This window comes from Pseudomonas sp. Pseusp3 (assembly GCF_047304225.1).
Taxonomy (GTDB): domain Bacteria; phylum Pseudomonadota; class Gammaproteobacteria; order Pseudomonadales; family Pseudomonadaceae; genus Aquipseudomonas; species Aquipseudomonas fluorescens_CD.
In genome coordinates this window covers 1-25,604 of record NZ_JBGLYV010000084.1, presented here as the reverse complement: position 1 = coordinate 25,604, position 25,604 = coordinate 1, and the positions used below count along the sequence as shown (strand labels likewise).

Genomic DNA, 25,604 nt, shown 5'->3' with positions numbered 1-25,604 from the left:
GCCACCACCACCGCCACCGCCGTAAAAAGCGCCGGTGACACCGCCACCGCCACCGCCACCGGATGCGGCGTTGGAGGTCACGGTAACGTTTTTCAGGGTCAGAATCCCTGCGTTGAAAATCCCCCCGGCCATCGCGCCCGTGGCGCCGTAGCCACCGTTGCCGCCATTACCCGAGACCAGGCCACGGGTGATCACCAGGCCATCAAGCGTCACGGTGCTGCCAGGCGCCACTTCAATCACTCGGGTCTTGTACTGACCATCGAGAGTCACATCCGCCACACCGTCGTTGTTCAAGTCGCCATCAACGTAGACGTTCTTGTTGATCAGCAATTCGGAGGTCAACTGCACCGTCATGCCGGTGCTGAAAGTGACGATATCGCCGCTCTGCGCCGAGGCGAGGGCGGCACGCAACGAGCCGACGCCCGTGTTGGCGTTGTTGGTGGCGGTCCAGGTGGCCAGGCCCCACTGATAGTCGCTCATGGCCGTGGCCGAGAGGACGTTGGCGCTTTCAATGTTGCCGGTGACGATTTCCAGATCCCAGTCACCGCCCACGCCGGTACGGTTGCTCGAAGCCGCTACATCGCGGCCGGTCATTTGCGCCAGCGAGTCGACAAAGCTCAGGCCACGCTCGCCTTCGGCGGTGTAGCAGCCGTAGATCAGGATGTCGCCGCCAGCGTTCATGTCCTTGCCTATTTCCGCCAGCACCGCGCTGCGGGCGGCGACGTTGTCAGCCGACAGATAGCTGTCGCCCAGCCACAGGTCACCAGCGTTGCCGTGGGCGATGATCTGCACCGAGCTGACGCCCTGATGCTGATCGAGGTAGTCGGCTATCTGCTGCAGTCCATCCTTGCTCGCGTCCAGTTTCACGACCTGGGTCCCGGGCGCGACGCCTTTGAGCAGGCTGTCGGCATCTTTCACCCGGGAGTCGACGAACATCACGCTCTGCCCGGGCACCGCAACGGGGCTGGCCGCCGGTGTCGCATCGGCCTGGCCGTGGGTGTCCTTGCTGGCCGTCGGTTGATCGGCAGTCGGCGTCTTGGCGGCATCGGCTGTGGAATGGCTGTCGGCCTGGGCGGCGGTATCGGCGACCGTGGCGGCGACGGCGCCGTCGAACAGCATGCGCGGTTCAAGGGACATGATCATGGGCGCTGCTGGCGTCCGTTGGCCTTCGGCCACCCGTGACTTTGCCTTTGCCCCGCCAAAAATGGTCCGCCACATGCTGCTCACCCGAATTCGAACGAATTAACGTAATGCATCAATGAAAAACGCCGCGATCAAATGTTCGCGGCGTCGGACTTCATACGAATGACATTGGCGGCGCTGGCAGAGCCATCGAGCCAAAAGGACAAGTCTGAGTATTGCTTGAACAGGTCCGGCGGCAGGATGGTGCGCCGGGCCTGTACGGCAACTTTGGGTCTGACCTTGTGCAGGCCGGCCACCCCGAGGGCCTGGTCGAATTCCGGAGCGTCGTACGCGAGGTGCTCGAAGTCGTGCTCGAACCAGGGTTCGTCGATAAAGTCGTAGACCAGCCGCAGCACCCGCTCCGGTGCCTGGGTCAGCAGGTCATAGTCGATGATCAGCAAGGAGTCGGCATATTCGCCGTAATAGGCTTCCTTGAGTGCCGCCCAGGCAAAACCCACCAGGCGATTGCGTTGGGCCAGGGTTTCGCAACGGCTGTAGACGGTGTTGCGCTCGATGGCATCGCCGAAGAGCTTGGTGTTTTCATAGGGATTGGCGCGGTAAAGACGCTCGATGCTGTCCATGATCCAGGCGACGTTGCGCACACAGGCAATCACCTTGGCCTTGGGAAACAGATCGTTGATGGCCGGCAGCCGCGCGCTCCAAAGGCGATTGGTGTCGAACACCACCGGTTTGTCGGCCTTGTCGGCGTAGAAGGAATCAAACAGACCGCGCAACAGGCGGCGGCGCATGTCGGTGTCGATCACCGCGCCGAACTCGCTGCCCGCGCTGCACTGGTCCAGGACACCGGAAAACAGGGAACCGACGGGGCTGGTCATTCCGGCATGGAAACGCGGATTCTGCAAAAGAATGGCAGAAAGCAGCGTCGAACCTGAGCGCGGCAAACCGGAAATAAAGTGAAATTGGTGCAATCCCTTCACCTTGACGTTAATTCCTTTTGTAGGACAAAGCGTAGCCGAAGGGAAAGTGTTCGCCCAGTGGTGTTTTGATATCAATTCGAAGTCAATAGCACTGGAAATCAGCTTTTTTAACATCCGATGAACAGACGAAACGTTTTAGCTTCGACGCAGCTTATTTCCCGGCCACTGCGGACAAGTACAGTCTGGCGAGAACGCCACCGGCCTTTACCTGATGGCCCAACTGCCATTGAACGGGCACAGGGGCAAACTCATCCGGTACGTCGGCGGTACCGATCAACCAGATACGCCTGGTGCCCTTGGGCAAATCGCCGAGGCTGTCGAGGTACTCGTCCGGTGCCGTCAGGGTGCCGAAACCATAGTCATTCGGACGACTCGAGGTTCCGTCGACATGTGGCGGGGTGTACAGCAACGGCTTGGCATCGGTACGGTTGTAGTAGACGTAGCTCAAGTACCAGAGCATGTCGCTGGTGACGATTTGATCGCCGGGCTGGAAGTGCTGGTTAACGTCATCGACCATGACATTGACCTGGTCATGGATATCTACCGTGGCGTTGTTGTTCAGGCCCACCAGTTCGACACCGACAAACAGCACCAGCACCGTCAGCGCCACCACGCGGGAGCCGTTGTACAGGCGATCGATCGCCAACGCCGCCAGCATGGGCAGGCCCAGGGCATAGGCGGTGAGATAGCGTTCGATGAACATCGGTGAAATGAACGACACCGCGAACACCAGCAACACCGGAACGAAGGTGTAGACCGCCAGCAACGCGCTGCCCCGGAACACACTTCGGTCTCGCACCAGCGCCACCCCGGCCAATATCGGCATGGCCAGCGGCAGGGTGGCAAACACCAGCGGCAACAGGTTTTCGCCATCGTCCTGGGTCAACAGCGACCACACCATGGACGGCAGGGAACTGAAGGTAACCGGCGTTTCCCAGCCGACATCACCATTGGCCTTGAGTTGATCAATGTGCTGCAACAGATCGACCAGCCCCGGTAACCACGGCAGGTACAGCACGACAATGGCCAGGTTCGCCAGCCACCAGTCGCCGCGCTGGATATGCCGCAGGCGATACCCCGGCTGCACGCGGACGATGCCCAGGTACAACCAATGGCAAAGCACGCATAGCGCAGTGAAGTAATGGGTGTAGAACGCCGCGCTCATGAGCAGGACGTAGATCAGCAGATAACGTCGGCGTTGCGGTTTGCGGATCCAGTACACCAGGGCAATCGTCGCCCCGAGCAACCACAGCCCCAACAGCGAATACATGCGCACTTCCTGGCTGTAACGAACCGCCGTGGGCAGCAGCGCCAGCAGGAAGCCGGCGAGTATCGCGGCGCGGCGGGTAGCCAGTCGATCCACCAGCCACACGCCGAGCCCGACCGAGGCGATGCCCGGCAGGGCGCTGAGGCAGCGGATCGAAAAAATGCCGTCGCCGAAGACCGCCATCCAGCTGTGCAACAGCATGAAATACAGCGGCGGATGCACGTCGTAGGCCGCATGAAGCCAGATATCCGGCAATGAATAGCGCGCCAGCAACAGGCTGGAACCCTCGTCGCCCCAGATCGCAGCCGCGGTCAGATCGTAGAAGCGCACCAGCGCCGCCAGTATCAGGATCGGCACCAGCCAATGCTCCCGCGCCCAACGAATCATCGGTTGCGCGCCCCTGACGAAACCAGGGTTTGCGTGCGGTCCCTGCGTGTCGCCCATCGGCGTTTCTCTGCGCGCCTCCATTGCTTCCCCTTGCAACGCTCAGTGACAGTTTACTTGCGGTTCACTTTAGACCTTCAGCCCGAGCATCGTCGATGCTGGCCCGTTGACGAAACGACCTGCGGCGACGAGAGATCGGTCGATCTAAAAACCGCTTTCCCTGACACCCAGCGCCGCCATGCGTCGCCAGGCAACGCCCAGCACCGACTCACCACGGCCTTGCAACACCGCCACGCCGCGTAATGGCTGCACGGGCGCCAGGGGCTCATCAAGCGCGGTCAACCGCGCGCCGTACTGTGCCTGTACCGGCTCGGCCCGTTGATGCTGATCGCGACGCACGGCAATCGGTCCGTGGTGATCAGAGGTCAGTGCCTCCTGATCGACAAACGCCGCACCGTTGGTATCGATTTCGCTCAGTTGCACTGCAATCGCCGGATGCATCGGATCATCCGCGATAAACCGTCCGATGGCCCCCGGCGCCACGCGCCAGAGTTCGGCCTCGGCCAGATAGCCGCGCAAGCGCACGCCCTCCTCGACCACCCGGGCCAGCGGCTCCCGAGTGGACAGCCAGCGACCCACCGTCCATTGCGCCAGCAGATCACGCACCGTGCCGGCATGGGGGGCACGCAATAGCAATCGCTCACGCTGAGCCGCCAGCCCACGGTACTCGGCGACCGCTTCGGCCAGGCGCTGCTCGACAATTGCGGCATCGGCAGCCGTTTCGCTGCGGCTGGCCTGACGACGCATTTGCAATTGCTGAATCTCGATTTCCCGGCGCGCAATGGCCTGGCGCGAATCGAGATCCGGCGACTCCAGTTCTATCAGGACATCACCCTGCGCCACCGACTGCCCGTCATGCACATTCACGGCCTTGATCCGTGCTGCTACCGGCGCATGCAAGGTGCTGACCCGACCCGCTTCCAGCATGGCCGGCACCTCGACGGCACTGCGCCACGGCAGGATGAGCACCAGCAACAGCCCGAGCAACACCAGGCCGCTGAGCAGCACACGCGGCCCATGTGCCTGCTCGCGGCGACCCCACCACTGGCGCCATTCACTCATGATGGGTAGAAAGATGAACCAGACCAGTTCCACCAGCATCAGGAAGATCCCCAACACTTTGAAGAACAGGTGATAGACCGCCAGAGCGATCCCGAAAAACAGTGCCGCGCGCCACAACCATGAGCCATACCCCCAGATCAGCAAACGCCGTTGCATGGTCGACGACCAAGGCTCCGGCGCCGCTGCGCCATAGCCGAACAAAAACTCGCGCAGACGCCAGCGGCACAAGGCAAACGCTCGCCCTTGCAGGTTATCGACCTGCCAGAAATCGCTGAGTAAAAAATAACCGTCAAAGCGCATGAACGGGTTGAGATTGACCACCAGTGTCGTGATCCACGTAGCACTGGCGAGCATGAACGCTGCGGTGCGGGCGGGACCGTCGGGCAGAAACGACCATGTCAGCAAGGCCATGCTCGCCAACAGCAACTCGGCCAGCACACCGCCGACGCCAATCAGCAACCGGGCCTTGCGATCATTGATCCGCCAGGCATCGCTGACATCGGTATAGAACATCGGCAGCAGCACCATGAACGCCACGCCCATGCTCTGCACCCGGCACCCGGCACCCGGCGCGCTTGGCCATGAACGCGTGACCGAACTCGTGGCAGAGCTTGGCGAAGAACAGGGCCACGCCAAACGCCATTGCGCCGCCAAGGCTGAACAGATGCGGAAACGTCGCGATAAATCGCTGCCAGTCCCGCGACACCAGAAACACCCCCAACCCCAGCACTGCGGGCAACCCGTAGCGCAGCGCTCGCGGGCCAACGCGCTCCAGCAGTGGCCAGGCACGATTGAGAAAACGTTCGGGACGCCACAGCGGAATACGAAAAAACAGGTACTGATGCAGCAACATTTGCCACAGGCTCTGGCGCTGGGCAGCCGCTTTAAAGCTGTAACTGGCACGCTGCTCGGGATCGAGGGCGGTAATCAGGTCATGACTGCGCAAAAACACCAGCAACTGCTCCAGATCCGCACCGATCAGCGCCAGCCCCGGCTCACGATTGGCCGCTTGCAGGACCTGCTCGGGCTCGCCCAGTGACCAGTGACGCAACAAACGCATCGCCGTCGTACCGAGCTTGAAGTAACGCCCCCGCACCGGATCGGCCAGCGTCCAGCAGGGTGCGCCGTCCAGCGCTGGCGCTGCCGGGGACAGCTGCAGATCGGCACGCAGGCCGGGCAGGTTCATTTACAGGCCCACGCTCTGGCGCAAGCCGGCCAGCGGTCGACGCAGCAGGTACAACGCCAGCGGCGCCCGGTCACCGAAGATTTTCGCCGTGCCGCGCAAACCGATGCGCGGGGGTGGTGCTTCGAAATTCGCATCCAGGCGATAGGCCAACTGCCCGCCCGCCGTGGGTTGCGCTTCGTAAGCCGAACGTTCGAGCCTGGCCAGGTGCCGTTGCAGCGGGTCACTGTCGAGGAACAATGCGACTTCAGCGCCGGGCTCCAGAGAGATCGCGTCCCCCACGGCCAGCTCGATACGCAATTGCGCCTGAGCCGGATCGGCGATTTCCATCAGTCGCTCGCCGGTCTGCACCGGCTTGCCGGTCCAGCGTTCGGCATCGGCAAATACCGCAATACCATCGCGCTCAGCGCGCACTTCGCTGCGCTTGAGCAGTTCACGGGCGTAGTCACGCTCGGCGCGCTTCTGTTCGACCCGGGCAGCCAGAAAATCCAGTTTCGAGCTGGACTCGGCATCGGCAAACGAGCGCTGGGAGTTGGCCTTGAGTTCCGCCTCGGCAACCCCGAGGGCACGTTCGGCGACATCGGCCTGAGCCTTGAGGGTGGTGCTTTCGAAGCGCAGCAGCAATTCGCCGGACTTCACCGTTTGATTGGGCTTGACCAGGAACTCGGCAATGACACCGTCCAGCGGCGCCGCCACCACCCGACCGCCTAGCGGCACCACTTCGGCCGGTGCCAATACGGACTGGCGCACCGGGATCAACAGCCCGAGCAATAGCACTGCAACCAGCAAGCCCCGGCGTTTGCGCGTCCAGCGCAGGCGCCAGGGCTTGCGCGGTTGCAGCGCCTGCCAGGCGTGGCTGTAGGTATCACCCAGTTGCGCCAGCAGCACCTGTTCGCCAGGGTTCCACACAACGTCCCGGGCCAGCCACAACCCACCGAACACCTCGCCCTGACGATCGATCAGCGGCAGCCAGAACACCTGCGCCGCCGACAGGCTTTGCCATTCAGCCCGCAGCGACTCGCCGAGGACATCGGCGGCAATGACCCGCGCCTGCTGCAGCTGTTCGCGTTTGAACAGCTGCGCCACTGCCTGCTCGACGAAGGCTACAAACGGTGAATTCGGCTCCACCGTGCTGACACCGGTCACGGCCTGCACCTTCCCGGCGATCAACAGTGCCGCATGGCGAAAGCCAAACAGTGCCTGGCCATCATTGACCAGGCTGTAGGCCAACTGGACGGGCGTCCGGGCTGCGCGGGTCTGGCGCTCAATATCAAGAAAACGCGCGAACACCTGTTCGGCACCGCCGCTCACCGGCGCGTTCACTTGAACTCCGCAAAATGCGCAGTGCCACTCATCCCCGCCAGCAACCCGCTGGCGTTGGGTACGCTGGCCACCAGTAGCAGGGTCTGGCTGCCTTCATCGATTCGTGCGCCCAGGCGCTTGACGGTCGCATCCAGCGGCTTGCCGGTTTCATCGGGAACAAAACTGAAGGTCTGGCCGGGCTTGAGTCGGGCCATCCAGCGCGAGGGCACCAGCAGATGGATTTCCAGGGTGCGATTATCGACCACGTCCAGCAAGGGGGCGCCGGCAGGTACGCTTTCATAGCGCTGTACCTTGCGCTCGACGACCTGGCCATCAAACGGCGCCAGCACGCTGCAACGCTTGACCTGCACTTGATACACCTGGGACTGCGCCTGGGTTTCGCTGACTTTGGCCTCGGCGCGTGCCACTTCGAAACGCCCGACCGAATTCAGCGCGGCCAGTTGCCGGTTGTGCGCCAGCTCTTCACCCGCGCCACGGCTGGCCGCTTGAGCGGCATTGAGTTGCGCCTGATAGGCCGAGCAATCGAACCGCGCCAGGGTATCGCCCTTCTTGAACGATTCCCCCTCGCTGAACGGCAATTCGACAATCCGCCCAGGCACCTCGCTGGCCAGTACGGCCTGATCCCGGGCGCGCAACACACCGCGGGCCTCGGTGCTGGTTGCGGCGCTGGTGCCCGCATCCATTTGCGCAAGCGGGTCATCTGCCACAGGCGTTTGCGCCTGGGCAACGCTCGTGGCGAAGAGCAATCCCAACCCCAACACACAGAAAATCCGCATGACCGTACTCCCTTTCGGATTACCGGAGTCTAAGACAGCGGCGATAAGCGTCAAGCAGATGGCCATCATTGCCTGCGTTTTAACGCTGCGCCGTCCCGGTCAAGGGATACACCGACTCCCAACCTCCACCCAACGCCTTGTACAACCCGACGGCCGCCAGCGACACGCCAGTCGAACTCTCGACCCACTGCTCCTGCGTGGCCAGCAACGCCCCTTGCACGGTGAGTACGGTGACAAAATCCACCACGCCCTCAACGTACTGCTGTTGCGCGGTGTCCAGCGCAATGCGGTTCTGGCGCACGGCCTCGGCCAGGCTGTCGCGGCGCAGCTGACTGGCGTTGTAGGCGGTCAGTTGGTCATCGATTTCATGCCAGGCACGCAGCACGGTTTGCTGATAGGCGATAGCCGCTTCCTGTTGTTGTGCTTCACGCAAATCGAGCACGCCACGCAAGCGGCCGCCGTCGAACAACGGCAAGCTCAATTGCGGGCCGATCCCGAACGAACGCGAACCCCAGGAACCGAAATCACTCAGTTGCATGGCCTGGGAACCGATGTTCCCCGACAGGGTGATTCGCGGATAGAAATCGCCCTTGGCCACGCCAATGCTGGCCGTGGTGGCATGCAGCCGTGCTTCGGCCTGGCGAATGTCCGGACGACGTTCAGCCAGCTGCGAGGGCAAGCCAATGGCGACTTGTCGCGGGGTTTGTGGCACGGGCGCATCTGTGGATAACTCCGCCGCCAATGCCTGAGGCGGCTCGCCCATCAACAGACTCAAGGCGTTGATCAGTTGCCACTGGCGCTGCTCCAGTGCGGGCAGGCGCGATTCGATGGCCGCCACCTGTGCGGCGGCTTCAGCGACATCCAGATCCGTCGCGACGCCGTCGGCCAGGCGCAGTTGCGAAAGCTTCAGGCTATGGCGGGCGACGTCGAGATTCTGTTCAGTGACGAGCCGGGTGTTCTGCACGCCACGCAGTTGAATGTAGTCCTGGGCGGTTTCGGCCAGCACCGACAGCAGTACACCGCGTCGGTCGTTCTCGGCGACTTCCAGGCTGGCGTCGGCAGCTTCGGTTTCCCGGCGCACGCGGCCCCACAAATCCAGCTCCCAGGCGGCGGAAAAGCCGGCATCCCACAGGTTGAACGCGGATTGGCCGTTGTGCCCTGACGGGTCGCTCAGGCCTTCACCACTGTTACGTTTTCGGGCGTAACTTCCCGTGGCGGCGGTACTCGGATAGCGGTCGGCGGTGATCACCTGGCGAACGGCACGGCTTTGCTGCAAGCGGCTGCTGGCGAGTTTCAGGTCGAGGTTGTCGGTCAGGGTGCGTTGGGTGAGGGACGAGAGTTTCGGGTCGTTGAACACCTCCCACCAGCGTTCGTCCATCGTTTCGGCGATTACTTGGCTGGTACCTGCCTTTGCTGGTTTCGACCACTCGGTGATTTGTGTGGGCTGAGGTTTGTGAAAGTCCGGGCCGACAGTGCAGGCTGACAGGCTCAGCACAAGCAAGGTAGAAAAAGTCAGGCGAGGCTGATGGCCTCTTCGCGAGCAAGCCCGCTCCCACAGGGGAAGGCGGTCAACTGTGGGAGCGGGCTTGCTCGCGAAGGCGTCAGCACGATCAACGAAAATCTTCATCGCTGAACAACCTCCTTCGCCTTGGCGGTGGCCGTATCAATACTCGCCTCCACCGACATCCCCACCCGCAAGCGCTCGGCCAGCGATTGCCCCGGCTCCAGCACGATTTTCACCGGTATGCGCTGTACCACCTTGGTGAAGTTGCCGGTGGCGTTGTCCGGTTTGACCGCGGCGAACGTCACCCCGGTGGCCGGTGCAATGCTTTCGACACGACCGTTGAGTGCCGCACCGCCCAGGCTGTCAACGCGCACTTGCACAGCCTGCCCCGGCTGCACATCCGTCAGTTGGGTTTCCTGGAAATTGGCCATCACATAAGCCTGCGCCAGCGGCACTACCGCGAGGATTTTGCTGCCCGGCGTGACGTAGGCGCCGACCCGCACCGCACGCTCGCCGACCATACCGTCCTGTGGCGCGACGATCCTCGTATAGGACAACTCGTAGCTGGCCATTTCCAGCTTCGCTTGCGCCCGTTTCAGGCCACCTTCGGCGGCGTCGCGCTGGGCCGTGAGGATCTCCACTTGCTTGCGCTCCGCCGCCAGTACCGCGGTGGCATTGGCCAGCCGCGCAGAGGCCTGGTCGATGCGCGTTTGCGCCTGTTGCGCATTTTGTACCGTGCCGGCGCCGACCCCGGCGAGGTGGTTGTAGCGGTTCAATTCATGCTCGGCAAACGCCATTTCCGCCTTGGCCGAAACCACCGAGGATTGCGCCTGGGCAATTACCGACGCCTGGCGCTCCAGGGTCGCCCGGGCGTTTTGCAGTTGCGCCCTGGCCACCAGCGTTTCGGCGTCGGCAGCCTGGGCGGCTGCGCGCAAATCCCGGTCATCGATCAGTGCCAGCAACTGCCCGGCCTTGACCTGCTGGTTGTCCTCAACCAGCACTTGCTGGATAAACCCGGCGACCCGCGGCACTACCAGGGTGAAATCCGCCGAGACATACGCATCGTTGGTGTTCTGTTGGGTACGCTTGCCGAACAGGCCGGGCATCGCCAGGTACAGCAACACACCGACGGCCAATGCGGCGGTCATGGCAACCGCGACTTTCTGCTTTGCTTGAGTGTTCATAAAAACCTTCTGTTTCAGTGGAGCATTCAGGTCGGTGCGCGCGGTGGATAGATCCGCGTCGGCAGCCAGAAAATCAGCAGGATCAAGGTCACGGCGATACCGGCCATGCACAGGTAAAGATCAGAGGAAGTGAGCACCACCGCTTGCTCATGCAGACGATGAGCGAGACTTGCGCTGTCGCGTTCGGCCAACGGTGAGTTGCCGAGACGATCGACCAGCATGGTCGAGTGAAAATGCAGGCGTGCCGTGGTCAACGCCTCGATCACCCCGGTGGCGATGACCGCCGACAGGCCTTTGACGGTGTTGAACCAGGCCGATGCGAACGGCCCTTGCATCGGGTTGATGCTGCCGGTGGACAGCATCAGCAACGGCAACACCGCCATGGGCTGACCGAAAATCTGCAGCCATTGCAGCACATAGAAATCGTCGCGAATCCACGCAGAGGTCAGTTGCGAGCCGCCGACGCACGACAACGCCAGCATGCTCAAGCCAAGGCCCAACACCCAGCGGCAATCGACCCAGCGAAAGTTGCACAGCGCCGCCACCAACGGCAGCGCAATCAATTGCGGTAATGCCGCCAGCAGCATGATCGGCGCGGTCTGCACCGGGCGATAACCCTGGACCTGCGCCAGGTAGCCGGACGGAATAATGATCACCGCCTGCAACACCACCAGCACTCCCGCCAGGGTCAGCAGGGCGAAAGACAGGTTACGGATGCCGAGCATCTGCATCTTGAAAAACGGCATCGGCTGCGACCACTCGCCGATCAAGAACAGCACCAGCAACAACAGCCCGCCACCGAGCAATCCGCAGATCAGGTTCGACTCGAACCAGTCCAGGCGACTGCCCTGCAGAATGCCGATCACCAACATGCAGATGGCGGGAAAACCCAGCAGCACACCGCGCCAGTTGAAGGACTTGAAGCGCTCCAGGCGCAGCGGGTCTTGGGGTAAGCCATACGCCACCGCAGCCATGGCAATCAGGCACGGGGCGATGATTTGCCAGAAGGTCCATTGCCAGCCGACATACTCGGTCCACAACCCGGCCAATGGCGTACCCAGGCCCGGGCCGAACGTCGCGGTCAGGGCATAACCGGCCAGGCCATACAGCTTCACGTTGGCAGGCAGAAATCGCAGGGCCACGGTCATCAGCATGGGAGGCAATGCACCGCCCGCCAGGCCTTGCAGGGTGCGCAGCAACAACAGGCTTTCGTAATTCGGGGCGAAGGGGCACAACGCACCCAACAGGGTGAACAGGCTGATGGCGCACAGGGTGAAACGCCGCAACGAGAACGTCACCGCACACCATGGCGCAAAAGCCATGGCCGCCACTGAGGTCGCGGTGTAACAGGCGACCAGCCAGGTGCCTTCGTCGTAGCCGATGGCCAACGCACCGCGGATGTCGGCCAGGGCGACTTTGGTCACCATCTCGTTCAGGCCCGACACCAGCACTGCCAGCAACACGCCCACCAGGCCGATGATGATCCGCGGGCCGAAGACGGGTGGAGCGATTGCCGTGCTGACCGCGGCGACAGGTGCCGAGGCCGTAAGGGAGGTCATGAACTGCAAGCTCCGGAGTGGAAATACCGAAGCATTCTAGGAAGCGTGATGCCTGACGAAAATCAACTTATCGGCAGGTTATAAGTGCGCCAGACGCAACGATACAAAACCCCTACCCCCTGTAGGAGCGAGCTTGCTCGCGATGGACGTCAACGATAACGCTGGCTGGCAGGTGCCCCGCGGTGTTCTCGGGTTTTTCGCGAGCAAGCTCGCTCCTACAGGGGGGGAATTGCGTTCACCTCAGTCAGGCTGCGCAGCCAGCCACGTCTCATCGCAGCAGGTTTTCAGCGTTTCACGCAACCAGCGGTGAGCCGGATCCTTGTCGAAGCGCGGGTGCCAGGCCTGGGTCAACATCAGCGTCGGCAAAGGAATCGGCAGGTCGAACGAGCGCAGTTTCAATCCCAGCCGCCGCACACTCAGCAAGGCCTCCTTGGGCACCGGCAGAATCAGGTCGGAATCGGGCAAGGCAAACATTGCCGCATGAAAGCTTGGCGCGATCACCGCCACCCGCCGCTCCAGCCCCAGGGCATTGAGCGCGGTATCGATCGGGCCTCGGGCAATGCCACGCCGGGACATACTGATATGGGAATAACCCGCATAGCGCTCTGCCGTGATCTCTTCGTCCAACAGCGGATGATCCTCACGCACCAGGCCAACGAAGTGGGTGGAAAACAGGTTCTGGATCTTCACTTCGGGGGTCAGCGGCCGGGTGTTGCTGATGCTCAGATCGATCCGCCCTTCGCGCAACGCCTCATCATCGCCATCGCCTTCGGGGACGAAACGCAATTCGCAGTGCGGCGCCTGCCGGTCAAGGGTGTCGAACAGCCTGCCGCCGTAGACGCCGACAAAAAAGTCGTTGGCCCGAATACTGAAACGCCGCCGCAGCGAACCCAGTTCCACCGCATCGGCCGAACGAAACAGCAACCCGGCCTGCTCCACCACACTGCGCACCTGCTCGCGCAATTCCAGTGCCTTGGGGGTTGGCACCAGGCCACGGCCGGCGCGCACCAGGATCGGATCGCCAATGGCTTCCCGAATGCGCGTCAACGTCCGGCTCATGGCCGCCGGGCTCAGGTTCATCCGCCGCGCGGCGCCCACCACACTGCCCTCGTCGAGTAAGGCGTCGAGGGCGACCAACAGGTTCATGTCTGGTAGTTGCATGGAAAGCACTCAAGCCTGATTTTTATTGATTCAGACGCAATGCTAGCAAACTTCATTCAGACACTGTGCGAGCGGGCTTGCCCGCGAAGAGACCGGCGCGGACTTCACACAATCAGACAGTCAACGAACCATCCCCCACCGCCTGACCGTCACTCGCTCCAACGAATCGAACACCAGATTCTCCACCAGCAATCCAATCAGGATCACCACCGCCAACCCGGCAAATACCTTGTCCGTGTACAACTCATTGCGATTCTGAAAGATGTACCAGCCCAGTCCGCCCTTGCCACTGGTAGCACCAAACACCAACTCGGCGGCAATCAGCGTACGCCAGGCAAACGCCCAGCCGATCTTCAGGCCGGCAAGGATCGATGGCAGCGCTGCCGGAATCAGGATGAACAACACGAAACGCATGCCTTTGAGGCCGTAGTTGCGCCCGGCCATGCGCAGGGTTTCCGAGACCCCGAGGAACCCGGCGTAGGTGTTCAGCGCCAAGGCCCAGAGTACCGAATGCACCAGCACGAAAATCAGGCTGTTCTGCCCCAGGCCAAACCACAACAGCGCCAGCGGCAACAACGCGATGGCCGGCAACGGGTTGAACATGGAAGTCAGGGTACTCAGCAGGTCGCGACCGAACTGAGTCGACACCGCCAGCGTAGTCAGGGCAAACGCCAGGACGATGCCGATCAGGTAGCCCTTGAGCAGCACCACCAGGGAAATCCATACCTTGCCCAGCAATTCTCCGCTGAGCAGGCCGTCAGACAACGCGTGAGCGGTTTGCACAAAGCTCGGCAGCAGCAAGTCGTTGTTCTGATAACGGGCAACCGCTTCCCACAACACGGCAAGCAAAATCAGGATCAGGCTTTTGCGCAGCCAGCCCTGTTGCCACAGGCGTTGGCCGAGAGGCAGTTCGCGTTCCAGCGGCACGCTGGTCAGTGGCGGCAATACGGTTTCGAATTCTTCACGCGGGGATGATAAATGGCTCATCGGGCCCTCCTCTCACCTGTCTCAATAAGCGATGCGGATGTCGGCGAAATCCAGCTCACGCTCAGCGTTCGCCGCATCACCTTCATCGAACAACAACCGATGGATGCGCCGTGCCGATTCCTGGAACGCCACGCCACCCAGACTGTGCAAATCGTATTGATGGCTGTGGACTTCGGCCCGCACCCGGCCCGGATGCGGTGACAACAACAGGATGCGGTTGCCCACCACCAGCGCCTCTTCGATGGAGTGCGTGACGAACAGCAGGGTGAAACGCACCTCCTCCCAGAGCAGCAGCAGCTCCTCCTGCATCTTGCGCCGGGTCAGGGCGTCGAGGGCGGCGAAGGGTTCGTCCATCAGGAGGATTTTCGGCTGCATTGCCAGCGCCCGGGCGATGGCGACCCGAGCCTTCATGCCACCGGACAAGGTGTGCGGGTAGGCATCGGCAAACGCCGCCAGGCCGACTTTTTCCAGATAGTGCAGCGCTCGCTCTTCAGCTTCTTTTTTCTTCAGGGTTCGGGAAGCCAGCAGTGGGAACATCACGTTCTGTTTTACCGTTTTCCACGGTGGCAGTTGATCGAACTCCTGGAACACCACAATTCGGTCAGGCCCCGGTGCATCGACGCGCTGCCCCTGCAGACGGATCTCGCCCTCGACAGGCTGGATGAAGCCGGCAGCGGCCTTGAGCAACGTCGACTTGCCGCAACCGGACGGACCGAGCAGGACAAAACGATCCGCCGGATCCACTTCGAAACTCACTTGATGGGTCGCCCGTACCACGCGTTGCGGCGTGCGGTATTCCAGACTGACGTTATCGACCGACAGCAGCGCCTGGGCTGCCGCGATCGACTTGCTGACCGTGTGGTCTTGCAAAGGGGCATTCATCCCGGTCAGCTCCCTTGCAGTGGCTTGGCGTCCTGGAAGAAGTAGTCCTTCCACGAATCCGGTTTGTTTTTGATCGCGCCAACGCGGTACAGGAACTCGGCCAACGGATAAGTATTTTTCGGCGTGACGCTGAATTCGAACTGCGGGTTGTCGATGATTTTCAGCAACGCGGCGCGGTCGATCCTGGCCTTGGTGACGCGGATGTAGGTGTCGGCTGCCGCGCCCTTGTCGTTCTGCGCGAATTGCGCCGCTTCGGTCAGCGCATCGATAAATGCCTTGTAGGTTTTCGGGTTCTCGTTGCGGAATTTCTCGGTGGCGAACAGCACCGTCGGCGAGTTCGGACCGAGCAGGTCATAGGTGTTCAGCACCACGTGAACGTTGGGATTGACCAGCTCCTGATCCTGGAACGGTGGGTTGGAAAAGTGCCCGCTCAGCTCGGTGCCGCCGGCCACCAGCGCAGCCGTGGCATCAGGATGTGGGACGGCGATGGTGTACTTGTCGAGGCGATTGAACTCCTTGTCGCCCCACTGTTTGGCCGCCGCGTATTGCAGGAAGCGCGACTGCACCGACACACCCACCGCCGGTACCGCGATGCGGTCCTTCTCGGTGAAGTCAGCGATGGTTTTGACCTTGGGATTATTGCTCACCAGGTAGTACGGAAAGTTGCCGAGGGAGGCCACGGCCTTGACGTTCTGCTTGCCGTGGGTGCGGTCCCAGATGGTCAGCAACGGACCGACGCCGGCGCCGGCAATGTCGATCGAGCCTGCGAGCAACGCGTCGTTGACCGCCGCGCCGCCCGAGAGCTGGGTCCAGTCGACCTTGATGTCGATGCCTTCCTGCTTGCCGTATTTCTCGATCAGGTTCTGATCGCGCACCACATTGAGCAGCAGGTAAACGATGCCGAACTGTTCGGCGATGCGGATTTCACCTTCGGCATGAGCCACGGGCGGCGCCACCAGGCTGCCGGCGATCAGGCTGAAACCCAGGCCGATGGCCGCAGCCAGCGGTGCAAATGGAAGACGTTTGGACATGATCAGATCTCCGACAAATCAGAAAGGCGCATCGCCCTGGATGGTGGTGCGAAACAGCTTGCGGCGCAGATGACTGGGGCATCCGGCGGCTAGGTGGATCAGCGAACGGTTGTCCCAGAACACCAGGTCATGGGGCTGCCATTGATGGCGGTAGATGTTTTGCGGCAGCACGCTGTGGGCGTAGAGCTCGGCCAGCAGTTGTTGGCTCTCATCCTCCGGCAGGCCAACGATGCGGGTGGTGAAGCCCTCGCTGACGAACAAGGCCTTGCGACCGTTTTCCGGGTGGGTACGCACGACCGGGTGCACCACTTCGGCGACCTGGGCGAGCTGCTCCGGAGTCAGGGTCGGGCGCCAGTTGCCTTCGAATTTGGTCTCGCTGTAACGCGCCGTATAGGAGTGCGCCGCCGAGCGCCCTTCAACTGCATTGCGTAGCGCTTCGGGCAGACTGTTCCAGGCTTTGTGCATGTCTGCGAACAGCGTGTCGCCGCCCTCCGATGGCAGCTCCTGGGCATGCAGCATCGAGCCCAGGCTCGGCAGTTGTTTGTAGGAGAGATCGGAATGCCAGAACTTGCCGGCGTCACCCAGGCCGATGTTCTGCCCGTTTTCGACGATGTTGGAAACGATGAGGATTTCCGGATGCCCTGCCAGCAGGAACTGCTTGAGCACATGGATCTGCAACACGCCAAAACGACGACTGAAGTCGATGTGCTGTTCTGGGGTGATGCGCTGGTCGCGGAACACCACCACATGATGGTCCAGGTGCGCACGGTGAATGCGGGCAAAATCGTCATCATTGAGCGGGCGGGACAGGTCGAGACCGATGATCTCCGCGCCCACCGCTCCGCTGAACGGACGGATTTCAAAGAATTGTGGCGCGATGCTTGGCGAAGCTGAAGCTGCAGACATAAATCACTCCCACGCACGGCACGCTCAAAGGCGCGCGCGTCGATCAGAAACTCACGGAGATCCCGTGTTGGTTCGTGTCGTGCGGCGCGCCGATTGGTCGACAGGTACGCAGGAGATTGACTTTATAGATATAAGAATTGAAATTTAAATACCGTTAACGAATAACGATATGGCGATTGAAAAGGGACTGGGTGGATTGCGGCGTGACGTTATTTGTCACTTACTGACATATTTTTGGGATTTTGACTGACGCCATCGCGGGCTTGCCCGCGATGGCGTCAGTGAATCCACTGAAGATCTAGCGCTCGTGCAGCGCCTCGGCCCGAGCGCGGATGATCGGTTTGAGCAGGTAGCTGAGTACGGTCTTCTTGCCGGTGATGATGTCCACGGACGCCACCATCCCCGGAATGATCAGCAACGGTTTTTCGTCGGTGCCCAAGTGGCTGCGGTCGGTGCGCAGCTTGATCACGTAGTAGGTGGTTTTCTTGTCTTCATCGGTGATGGTGTCGGCACCGATCTGCTCCAGCTTGGCCTTCAGCCCGCCGTAGATGGTGTAGTCATAGGCGGTAAACTTCACCGTCGCTTCCTGCCCCGGATGCAGGAACGCGATGTCCTGCGGACGGATCTTCGCCTCGACCAGCAAGGTGTCGTCCAGTGGCACGATTTCCACCAGGTCGCTGCCTGGCTGGATAACCCCGCCGATGGTATTGACCAGCAACTTGTTGACGATACCCCGCACCGGCGAAGTGACCAGCGTCCGGCTGACCCGGTCTTCCAGGGCCTTGCCGGTGGCCTCGGCCTTGTTCAGGTCAGTGCGTGCTTCATTGAGCTGGGTCAGGGCGTCACTGCGGAACTTGCCACGAGTTTCGTCGATCTTGCGCTGTACTTCCTTGATTGCCGATTCGGCTCGCGGAATAGCCAGGGTGGTGGCGTCGAGCTGGCCACGGGTCTCCGCTTCGGCACGCCTGAGGCGCAGGACCTCCACTGGCGATACTGCGCCCTGGGCCACCAACGGCTCGGACATGTTGATTTCCTGACGCTGAAAGCCCAATTGCTGGCGGTACTGCGCCTGTTTGGAGGTGAACTCACGCAGTTCTTGCTGGCGCTGGATCAACTGCTCCTGCAAGCCGCCAATCTCGTCGTGCAACTGCTGGCGGCGGCTTATATACAGCGACTCTTCGCTCTTGGCCTGACCCGGTACAGCCTTGAGTACATCCTCGGGGAAGTTCAGCGGGCGGTCGTCAACCTCGGCGCTCAAGCGCTCGACCCGAAGCACCATCGACAACCGATCGGCTTCCGTTTCACCCACGTTCGAAGCGAACCGCGTGTCATCCAGACGAATCAGCGGTGCGCCGGCTTCGACGATCTGGCCTTCCTTGACGAACAGCTCGGAAACGATACCGCCTTCAAGGTTCTGGATTTTCTGGATCTTCGACGATGGAATCGCCTTGCCATCGCCCTTGGTCACTTCGTCGATGACCGCGAAGTTGGCCCAGAGCATCAGGAACACAAAGAACGCGATGATCGCCCAGATCGTCAGCCGCACCACACGCGGCGCATCCTCGATCAGCGCCTTGTTGACCTCCGGCAGCGGCTGGCCCTGCAGCGAAGCAGAGCCTTTGAAGTAGCGACGGATCGAATCCTTACCCGACTTAAGCAACACTGATCTGCCCCTTCTTCAACGCTTCCATCACCGCAGCTTTCGGGCCGTCGGCAAGAATCTGCCCGCGGTCGATCACGATCAGTCGTTCAACCAGCGACAACAGCGAAGCCCGGTGCGTCACCAGCACCATGGTCTTGTTTTCGATCACCGCTGCCAGGCGCTGCTTGAGGCGCTCTTCACCGGTGTTATCCATGGCACTGGTCGGTTCGTCGAGCAGCAGGATCGGCGGGTTGAGCAATAACGCACGGGCCAGGGCGACGTTTTGCCGTTGACCGCCGGAGAGGTTCTGCCCGCGCTCACCCACTTGCAGCTCATAACCCTGCGGATGCAGGCGCGCATACTCGTGGACACCGGCCAACTCTGCCGCTTGCAGCACCAGTTCGTCCTCGACATACCGCGCACCGGAAACCAGGTTGTCGCGCAAGGTGCCCGCGAGCAACTGAATGTCCTGGGGTACGTAGCCGATGTTGTAGCGCAGTTCGCTGACGTCGATCTGGCGGATATCCACACCATCGACCAACAACGAACCATCATCCGGCTGATACAGCCCCACCAGCAGTTTCGCCAGCGAACTCTTGCCCGAACCGCTTCGGCCAATGATGCCGACTTTCTCACCGGGACGAATCGACAGGCTGATGTTCTTCAGCGCCAGGTTCTGCTGTTGCGGGTAGGTGAAGTTGAGTTGACGGCACTCAATGGCGCCCTGCAGCACCTTGCGGCTGAGCGGACGCTCTTCGAAGTTGCGCTCCTGGGGCAGCTCCATCATTTGGTCGACCGAGGTCATGGTCACCCGTGCCTGCTGATAGCGGGTCAGCAGCCCGGACAGTGACGCCAGCGGGCTGAGCGCACGGCCACTGAGCATGTAGCAGGCAATCAGGCCGCCCATGCTCAGGTGGCCGTCGATGATCTGGTACACGCCGAAGACGATCATGATCACCCCGGCCAGTTGCTGGATCAGCAGGGTGATATTCATCGCCAGGCCGGACAGCATTTTCACTCGCAACTCAAGGCGACTGAGGGTGCCGATGGTCTGTTCCCACTGATACTGGCGTTCACTTTCGGCGTTGTTGACCTTCACCGCATCCAGGCCGGCCAGGGTTTCGATCAGGCTCGATTGACGCTCGGCCCCCAGCGCCATGGTTCGTTCCATCGTCGCCACCAGGGGTTTCTGCAAGGCATAGCCGATGGCCAGGGCAATCGGGAACGCCAGCACCGGTATCCACACCAGATGCCCGCCAAGGATCGCGATGACGATAAAAATCAAAATAGTGAATGGCAGGTCGATCAGGCTGGTGAGGGTCAGCGAGGCGAGGAAATCGCGCAGGCTCTGGAATTCGTGGATGTTCTGGGCAAAGCTGCCGACCCGTGCCGGCCGGTATTTCATCGCCATGCCGACGATGCGTTCGAACAGCGTGGCCGAGATAATCAGGTCGGTTTTCTTGCCGGCCAGATCCAGGCACAGACTGCGCAGGCTTTTCAGGATCAGGTCGAAGAGGTAGGCGCCAGTGATGCCAAGCGCCAGGACCCATAGCGTCGCTTCGGCCTGGTTCGGCACGACGCGGTCGTAGACGTTCATCACGAACAGCGGCGCGGCCATGGCGATGATGTTGATCAGGAAACTGGCGGCGATGGCGTCGGCGTACAACCAGCGCGAACGTTTGAGGGTATCGCGGAACCACGAACGCGCACGCGGAATCAGCGTGCCGTGATTGACGTCGAATTTGTGCTGGGGCTGGGCGAAAAAGACCTTGCCGGTGTAGTCGTCGGCCAACAGCTCACGGCTGACCAAGGACTCACCGCCATCGCTTTCGCTGAGCAGCACCCGTACCTGATCTTCGCCTTGCCAGCCAAGCAGGACGGCACTGCGACCGTCCTTGAGCAGCAACAATGCCGGCATGGCAATCGCCGGAATGTTCTCCAGCTTGCGTTGCAGCACCCGGCCTTGCAGCCCCGCGCGAGCTGCTGCGCGAGGCAGCAATTCGGCACTCAAGCGTTGCTCGGGGAGCGGCAGGCCAGTGGTCAGCATTGCCGCGCTGGCAGGCTTCTGGTGCAGCATGCAAAGAGCGAGCAGACCATCCAGCAACGGATCGTCATGCAACGCGCGCGGATCATGAATGAGTTGAACCCGACTGACTTCTGATTCCACGCTCGGCACTCTTGGCTGACAATTGAACGATGAAGGACCTGCTCAGTTCATACCGGGCAATTGGACCTTGGGCTTCACGTCGTTCTGCACAACGGATGCCAATGGTGCGACCACTCCCTGGCTCTTGAGCAACTCGCCCATGGTCGCCTTGATTCGGTACTGAGTAAATAACTGAACGTTCTTGATCTCCGCCAGACGGCGAGAAGAGGTGAACAGTTCGTTCTCGCTGTCGAGCAAGTCAAGCAGGGTGCGCTCGCCGAGGCTGAACTGACGCTGGTAAGCGGTACGTACGGCGGTGCTGTGGTCGACGTACTGCTGGGCGATCGGCACCTGCGCGTTGGCATTGTTCAAGGCGTTCCAGGCCAGGCCCAGCTCTTCATTCAATTGGCGCAGGGCGTTGTTACGGATATCCAGCGCCTGGTTCGACAGGTAGGCCTTGGACTCCAGATCGGCCTTGTTGCTGCCACCGGAATACAGGTTGAAGCGCATGCGCAGCATGGCTTGCCATTCGTTGTTGTGGCCGTTCTGACCATCAATGTCGTTGTCCGCGGTGCGACCCAACTCAGCATCGAAGCGTGGGTAGAAAGTCGACTTGGCCGTGTCGTACTGCTTCTCGGCAGCGGCGATATCGGATTCGGCCGAGCGCAGGATCGGGCTGTTTTCCAGCATCTGCGCGCGGGCTTCATTCAGATTGGCCGGCATCAGCGCCAGGAAACTCGCCGGGCGCTCAAGTTGGTCCGGCATCTGGCCAACAGCGGAGAGGTAGTTGGTTTCGGCGTCAGCCAGGTTGGTCTGCTCGGTGATCAGATTGTTGCGCGCCTGGGCCATCCGCGCCTCCGCCTGATCGAGGTCGGCGCCGCTGCCGACACCACGCTGGGTGCGCAGCTGGATCTGGTCGTATATGCGTTGGTGGCTCTTGAGGTTGTCCTCGGCCAGACGCACGAACTCGCGACGAGTCAGCACGTCGAGATAGACCTGGGCCACGGTCAGCCCGGTACGCTCGGAAGTACTTAACAGCGAATAGGCGCGGGAGTTGACGGCGGCTTGTTGACGCCCTACTTCGCTGGACGTCGCAAAACCGTCAAAAACCATTTGGGTCAGACGCAGACTCGACTCACTGCGATTCAGGGTTTCCCAGTGGTTGCTGCTGCCGTTCGTTCGTGTAGTCACGCTGTCGGTGCCCTCACGACCATAACCGCCTAGCAGGTCGACCCGTGGCAGGTATCCACCTTTCGCAGCCTTCAACTGATAGTCCGCAGCCAATCGACTATTGACGCCTGCCTGGACCTCCGGATGGACATCCAGCGCTTGTTGCATGGCGTCTGGCAAGGACTGTGCCTGGACGAAAGACGTGGCGAGGGCGAAAGGTATAGCCATGAACAAAGGCGGACGCATTGTAGGAATTTCCCAGGACTTCTTGTCTTGAATCGCAGCAAAAGAACGTGCTGCGTCGGAAGATGGCAAGCGGAATGACCGTATGTCGGAAAGTTCAAAAAGCGGAACTGGATCACATACCGAGGACGAGTCACAGCTGAAATATCAATGTGACATTACTGGGACGATTGTTTAGGATGGCTCGAAGAAGGTCAATAGTTTGGCATAAAGTTAATAACGAAAATAAATAAAGCCAATATATTGACGAATTGATGCGTCAAATTTGTGCATCTATTTTGCAATGTACGTCCAGACTGGTCGGCGCCGACAGATGCCATCAGGTCCATGGAAGTCAACTGAACGTGACACCCCGGAGAGTCTTCAATGAGCAGTGTTGTTGCCATCGTCAAAAGCATTGTCGGTCAGGTTTTCGTGGTGTCCCCCGAGGGCATCCGCCGCGTTCTCGTTGAAGGCGACAAACTGTTCGCCGGTGACCAGATCGACACTGGCCTTTCCGGCGCCGTGTCCCTGGAGCTGGCCGATGGCCGTACCCTCGATCTGGGCCGTGACACTCAGTGGAGCGCGCACGCCCCGGACTCCGGCAGTGATCTGGCGGCCGCCACCGCGCAAGCCGCACCGTCCGTTGAAGAGCTGCAACAAGCCATTGCCGCCGGTGCCGACCCGACCAAAGACCTTGAAGCCACCGCTGCGGGTCCGACGGCGGCCGGCTCTGGTGGTGCCGCGGGTGGTAGTCACAGTTTCGTGGTGCTCGACGCCACCGCTGGCCGCGTCGACCCAACCATTGGCTTCCCGACTGCGGGCATCAATTCTGCTGCGCAAATAGCTCAGGACACTACTGGCGGCCAGACCGCCGCCGCCAACGCCAACACCAACACCAACACCAACACTCCAAGTGAGTCGACCCTGAGCCTTAGCGCCACGCCAACCATCACCGAGGCCGGTGGCGTGCTGGTGTATACCGCGACACTGACCCAGGCACCGCTGACCGACCTGACTGTCACGCTGTCCAACGGCGCGGTGATCGTGATTCCCGCGGGCTCGACCACCGGCACCGTCAACGTGCCATTGGTCCCGAACGACACTGTTTATAACGACGCGACCCAGATCGAAATGACCGTCACCGGCACCAGCGGCGGCAGCGGTATCACAGTTACGCCACCGACTACCCCGGCCGTGACCCAGGTCACCGATACCGTCGACACCACCACGGTCACCCTGACGGCCGGCAACACCGTCACCGAAGGTGGCCAGATCACCTATACGGCGACCCTGAACAACCCGGCGCAAACGCCGGTGACGGTCACCCTGTCCAACGGCTCGGTCATTACCATCGAAGCCGGCAAGACCAGCGGCAGCGTCGTGGTCGAGACCCCGGCCAATGACGTCTATGTGAACGGCAGCACTGTCAGCACCACCATCACCGGCACCACTGGCGGCAACTTCGAAAACCTGGTGCCAAGCACCGCGCCGGCCGTGACCACCGTTACCGATTCCGTGGACAGCACCGGGCTGATACTGAGCGCCACCGGCAACATCACCGAAGGTGGGCAGATCACCTACACCGCGACCCTGACCAACCCGGCGCAAACACCGGTGACCGTGACCCTGTCCAATGGCTCGGTCATCACCATCGAAGCCGGCAAGACCAGCGGCAGCGTCGTGGTCGAGACCCCGGCCAATGACGTCTATGTCAACGGCAGCACCGTCAGTACCACCATCACTGGTACAACTGGCGGCAACTTCGAAAACCTGGTGCCAAGCACCGCGCCGGCCGTGACCAGCATCACCGATTCCGTGGACAGCACCGGGCTGACCCTGAGCGCCACCGGCAACATCACCGAAGGCGGGCAGATCACCTACACCGCGACCCTGACCAACCCGGCCGGCACGCCGATGACCGTGACCTTGAGCAACGGCTCGGTCATTACCATCGAAGCCGGCAAGACTACTGGCAGCGTCGTGGTCGAGACCCCGGCCAATGACGTCTATGTCAACGGCAGCACCGTCAGCACCACCATCACCGGCGCCACTGGCGGCAATTTCGAAAACCTGGTGCCGAACACCGCGCCGGCCGTGACCACCATTACCGACTCCGTGGACAGCACCGGGCTGACCCTGACTGCCACCGGTAACATCACCGAAGGCGGGCAGATCACCTACACCGCGACCCTGACCAACCCGGCCGGCACGCCGATGACCGTGACCTTGAGCAATGGCTCGGTCATCACCATCGAAGCCGGCAAGACTACTGGCAGCGTCGTGGTCGAGACCCCGGCCAATGACGTCTATGTGAACGGCAGCACCGTCAGCACCACCATCACCGGTACCACTGGCGGCAACTTCGAAAACCTGGTGCTGAGTAAAGAGCCAGCAGTGACGTCCATCACTGACTCGATCGACACCACCACCGTGATGTTGACCGCCACCTCAAGCGTGGATGAGAACGGCACCATCACCTACACCGCCACGCTGACCGACAAGAACGGCGCCCCGGTGACCGCGCAGAACGGTCCGGTCACCGTGACCCTCGACAGCGGCAAGGTGATCACCATCGCCGAAGGCCAGAGCGCCGGCAGCCTGCCGGTCACCGTCGGCAATGACGTTTACAAGGGGCCAACCACTGTCAGCGAATCCATCAAGGACGCAGTGGGTGGCAACCTCGAAGCGATCAACCCGGTGAAAACGCCGGTCACCACCACGGTCACCGACGTCAACGACAGCACCACCGTGACGCTGACTGCAACCCCATCGGTGAGCGAAAACGGCACCATCACCTACACCGCGACGCTGACCGATGCCCAAGGCCAACCGGTCACCGCGCAGAACGGCCCGGTCACCGTGACCCTCGACAGCGGCAAGGTGATCACCATCGCCGTCGGCCAGAGCTCCGGCAGCCTGCCGGTCACCGTCGGCAACGACGTTTACAAGGGGCCAACCACCGTCACCGAGTCGATTCAATCGGCCGACGGCGGCAATCTCGAAGCGATCAACCCGGTGAAGACCCCGGTAGA

General features: G+C 61.5%; 17 protein-coding genes and 1 pseudogene. 1 reads left to right on the top strand and 17 read right to left on the bottom strand.

All coding sequences use genetic code 11. The annotated features are described in order from the left end of the window. The 17 genes and pseudogenes from ACCD00_RS23395 to ACCD00_RS23315 form a co-directional block, all read right to left on the bottom strand. A partial coding sequence (locus ACCD00_RS23395) for a DUF4347 domain-containing protein (protein ID WP_413427738.1) occupies positions 1-1,143 on the bottom strand: 1,143 nt, incomplete at its 3' end. Between the two features lie 131 nt (positions 1,144-1,274). Next, on the bottom strand, positions 1,275-2,120 hold the full coding sequence (locus ACCD00_RS23390) for a sulfotransferase family protein (protein ID WP_413427737.1): 846 nt from the start codon (positions 2,118-2,120) through the stop codon (positions 1,275-1,277). A 151-nt stretch (positions 2,121-2,271) separates the two neighbouring features. After that, positions 2,272-3,855, bottom strand: coding sequence for a glycosyltransferase family 39 protein (locus tag ACCD00_RS23385; protein ID WP_413427736.1), 1,584 nt, complete (start codon positions 3,853-3,855; stop codon positions 2,272-2,274). 120 nt (positions 3,856-3,975) lie between these two features. After that, positions 3,976-6,079 (bottom strand): annotated as a pseudogene (locus ACCD00_RS23380) (biotin/lipoyl-binding protein). Beyond that, positions 6,080-7,399, bottom strand: coding sequence for an efflux RND transporter periplasmic adaptor subunit (locus ACCD00_RS23375; protein ID WP_413427735.1), 1,320 nt, complete (start codon positions 7,397-7,399; stop codon positions 6,080-6,082). Continuing rightward, positions 7,396-8,175: an efflux RND transporter periplasmic adaptor subunit gene (locus ACCD00_RS23370; protein ID WP_413427734.1), complete on the bottom strand. Its 780-nt coding sequence runs from the start codon at positions 8,173-8,175 to the stop codon at positions 7,396-7,398. Before ACCD00_RS23370 ends, ACCD00_RS23375 begins: the two co-directional genes overlap by 4 nt. Before the next feature lie 79 nt (positions 8,176-8,254). Continuing rightward, complete coding sequence (locus tag ACCD00_RS23365; RefSeq protein WP_413427733.1) at positions 8,255-9,802, bottom strand: efflux transporter outer membrane subunit; 1,548 nt, start codon at positions 9,800-9,802, stop codon at positions 8,255-8,257. Then, the gene (locus tag ACCD00_RS23360; RefSeq protein ID WP_413427732.1) at positions 9,799-10,863 is read right to left on the bottom strand and encodes an HlyD family secretion protein; all 1,065 of its coding nucleotides are present in this window, start codon (positions 10,861-10,863) and stop codon (positions 9,799-9,801) included. Before ACCD00_RS23360 ends, ACCD00_RS23365 begins: the two co-directional genes overlap by 4 nt. A gap of 26 nt (positions 10,864-10,889) precedes the next feature. Beyond that, positions 10,890-12,422, bottom strand: coding sequence for an MFS transporter (locus tag ACCD00_RS23355; protein ID WP_413427731.1), 1,533 nt, complete (start codon positions 12,420-12,422; stop codon positions 10,890-10,892). Between the two features lie 240 nt (positions 12,423-12,662). Beyond that, entirely contained in the window at positions 12,663-13,583 is a 921-nt protein-coding gene (locus ACCD00_RS23350) for a LysR family transcriptional regulator (RefSeq protein ID WP_413427730.1), read from the bottom strand. 120 nt (positions 13,584-13,703) lie between these two features. After that, entirely contained in the window at positions 13,704-14,570 is an 867-nt protein-coding gene (locus tag ACCD00_RS23345) for an ABC transporter permease (protein ID WP_413427729.1), read from the bottom strand. Between the two features lie 21 nt (positions 14,571-14,591). Then, positions 14,592-15,452, bottom strand: a complete 861-nt coding sequence (locus tag ACCD00_RS23340; protein WP_413427728.1) for an ABC transporter ATP-binding protein — start codon at positions 15,450-15,452, stop codon at positions 14,592-14,594. A 5-nt stretch (positions 15,453-15,457) separates the two neighbouring features. Next, positions 15,458-16,483 carry an ABC transporter substrate-binding protein gene (locus tag ACCD00_RS23335; RefSeq protein WP_413427727.1) on the bottom strand — a complete coding sequence of 342 codons (1,026 nt, stop codon included), beginning with the start codon at positions 16,481-16,483 and terminating at the stop codon, positions 15,458-15,460. Between the two features lie 18 nt (positions 16,484-16,501). Continuing rightward, positions 16,502-17,389 carry a TauD/TfdA dioxygenase family protein gene (locus ACCD00_RS23330; RefSeq protein WP_413427726.1) on the bottom strand — a complete coding sequence of 296 codons (888 nt, stop codon included), beginning with the start codon at positions 17,387-17,389 and terminating at the stop codon, positions 16,502-16,504. Positions 17,390-17,687: 298 nt separating this feature from the next. Continuing rightward, positions 17,688-19,052 carry an HlyD family type I secretion periplasmic adaptor subunit gene (locus tag ACCD00_RS23325; protein ID WP_413427725.1) on the bottom strand — a complete coding sequence of 455 codons (1,365 nt, stop codon included), beginning with the start codon at positions 19,050-19,052 and terminating at the stop codon, positions 17,688-17,690. Beyond that, entirely contained in the window at positions 19,042-21,198 is a 2,157-nt protein-coding gene (locus ACCD00_RS23320) for a type I secretion system permease/ATPase (protein ID WP_413427724.1), read from the bottom strand. The genes ACCD00_RS23325 and ACCD00_RS23320 overlap by 11 nt, the downstream gene beginning before the upstream one ends. Before the next feature lie 42 nt (positions 21,199-21,240). After that, the gene (locus tag ACCD00_RS23315; protein WP_413427723.1) at positions 21,241-22,593 is read right to left on the bottom strand and encodes a TolC family outer membrane protein; all 1,353 of its coding nucleotides are present in this window, start codon (positions 22,591-22,593) and stop codon (positions 21,241-21,243) included. 363 nt (positions 22,594-22,956) lie between these two features. On the opposite strand from ACCD00_RS23315, the gene ACCD00_RS23310 reads away from it, so the two are divergent. Next, positions 22,957-25,604: retention module-containing protein (locus tag ACCD00_RS23310; RefSeq protein WP_413427722.1), on the top strand; the 2,648-nt coding region annotated here is incomplete at its 3' end.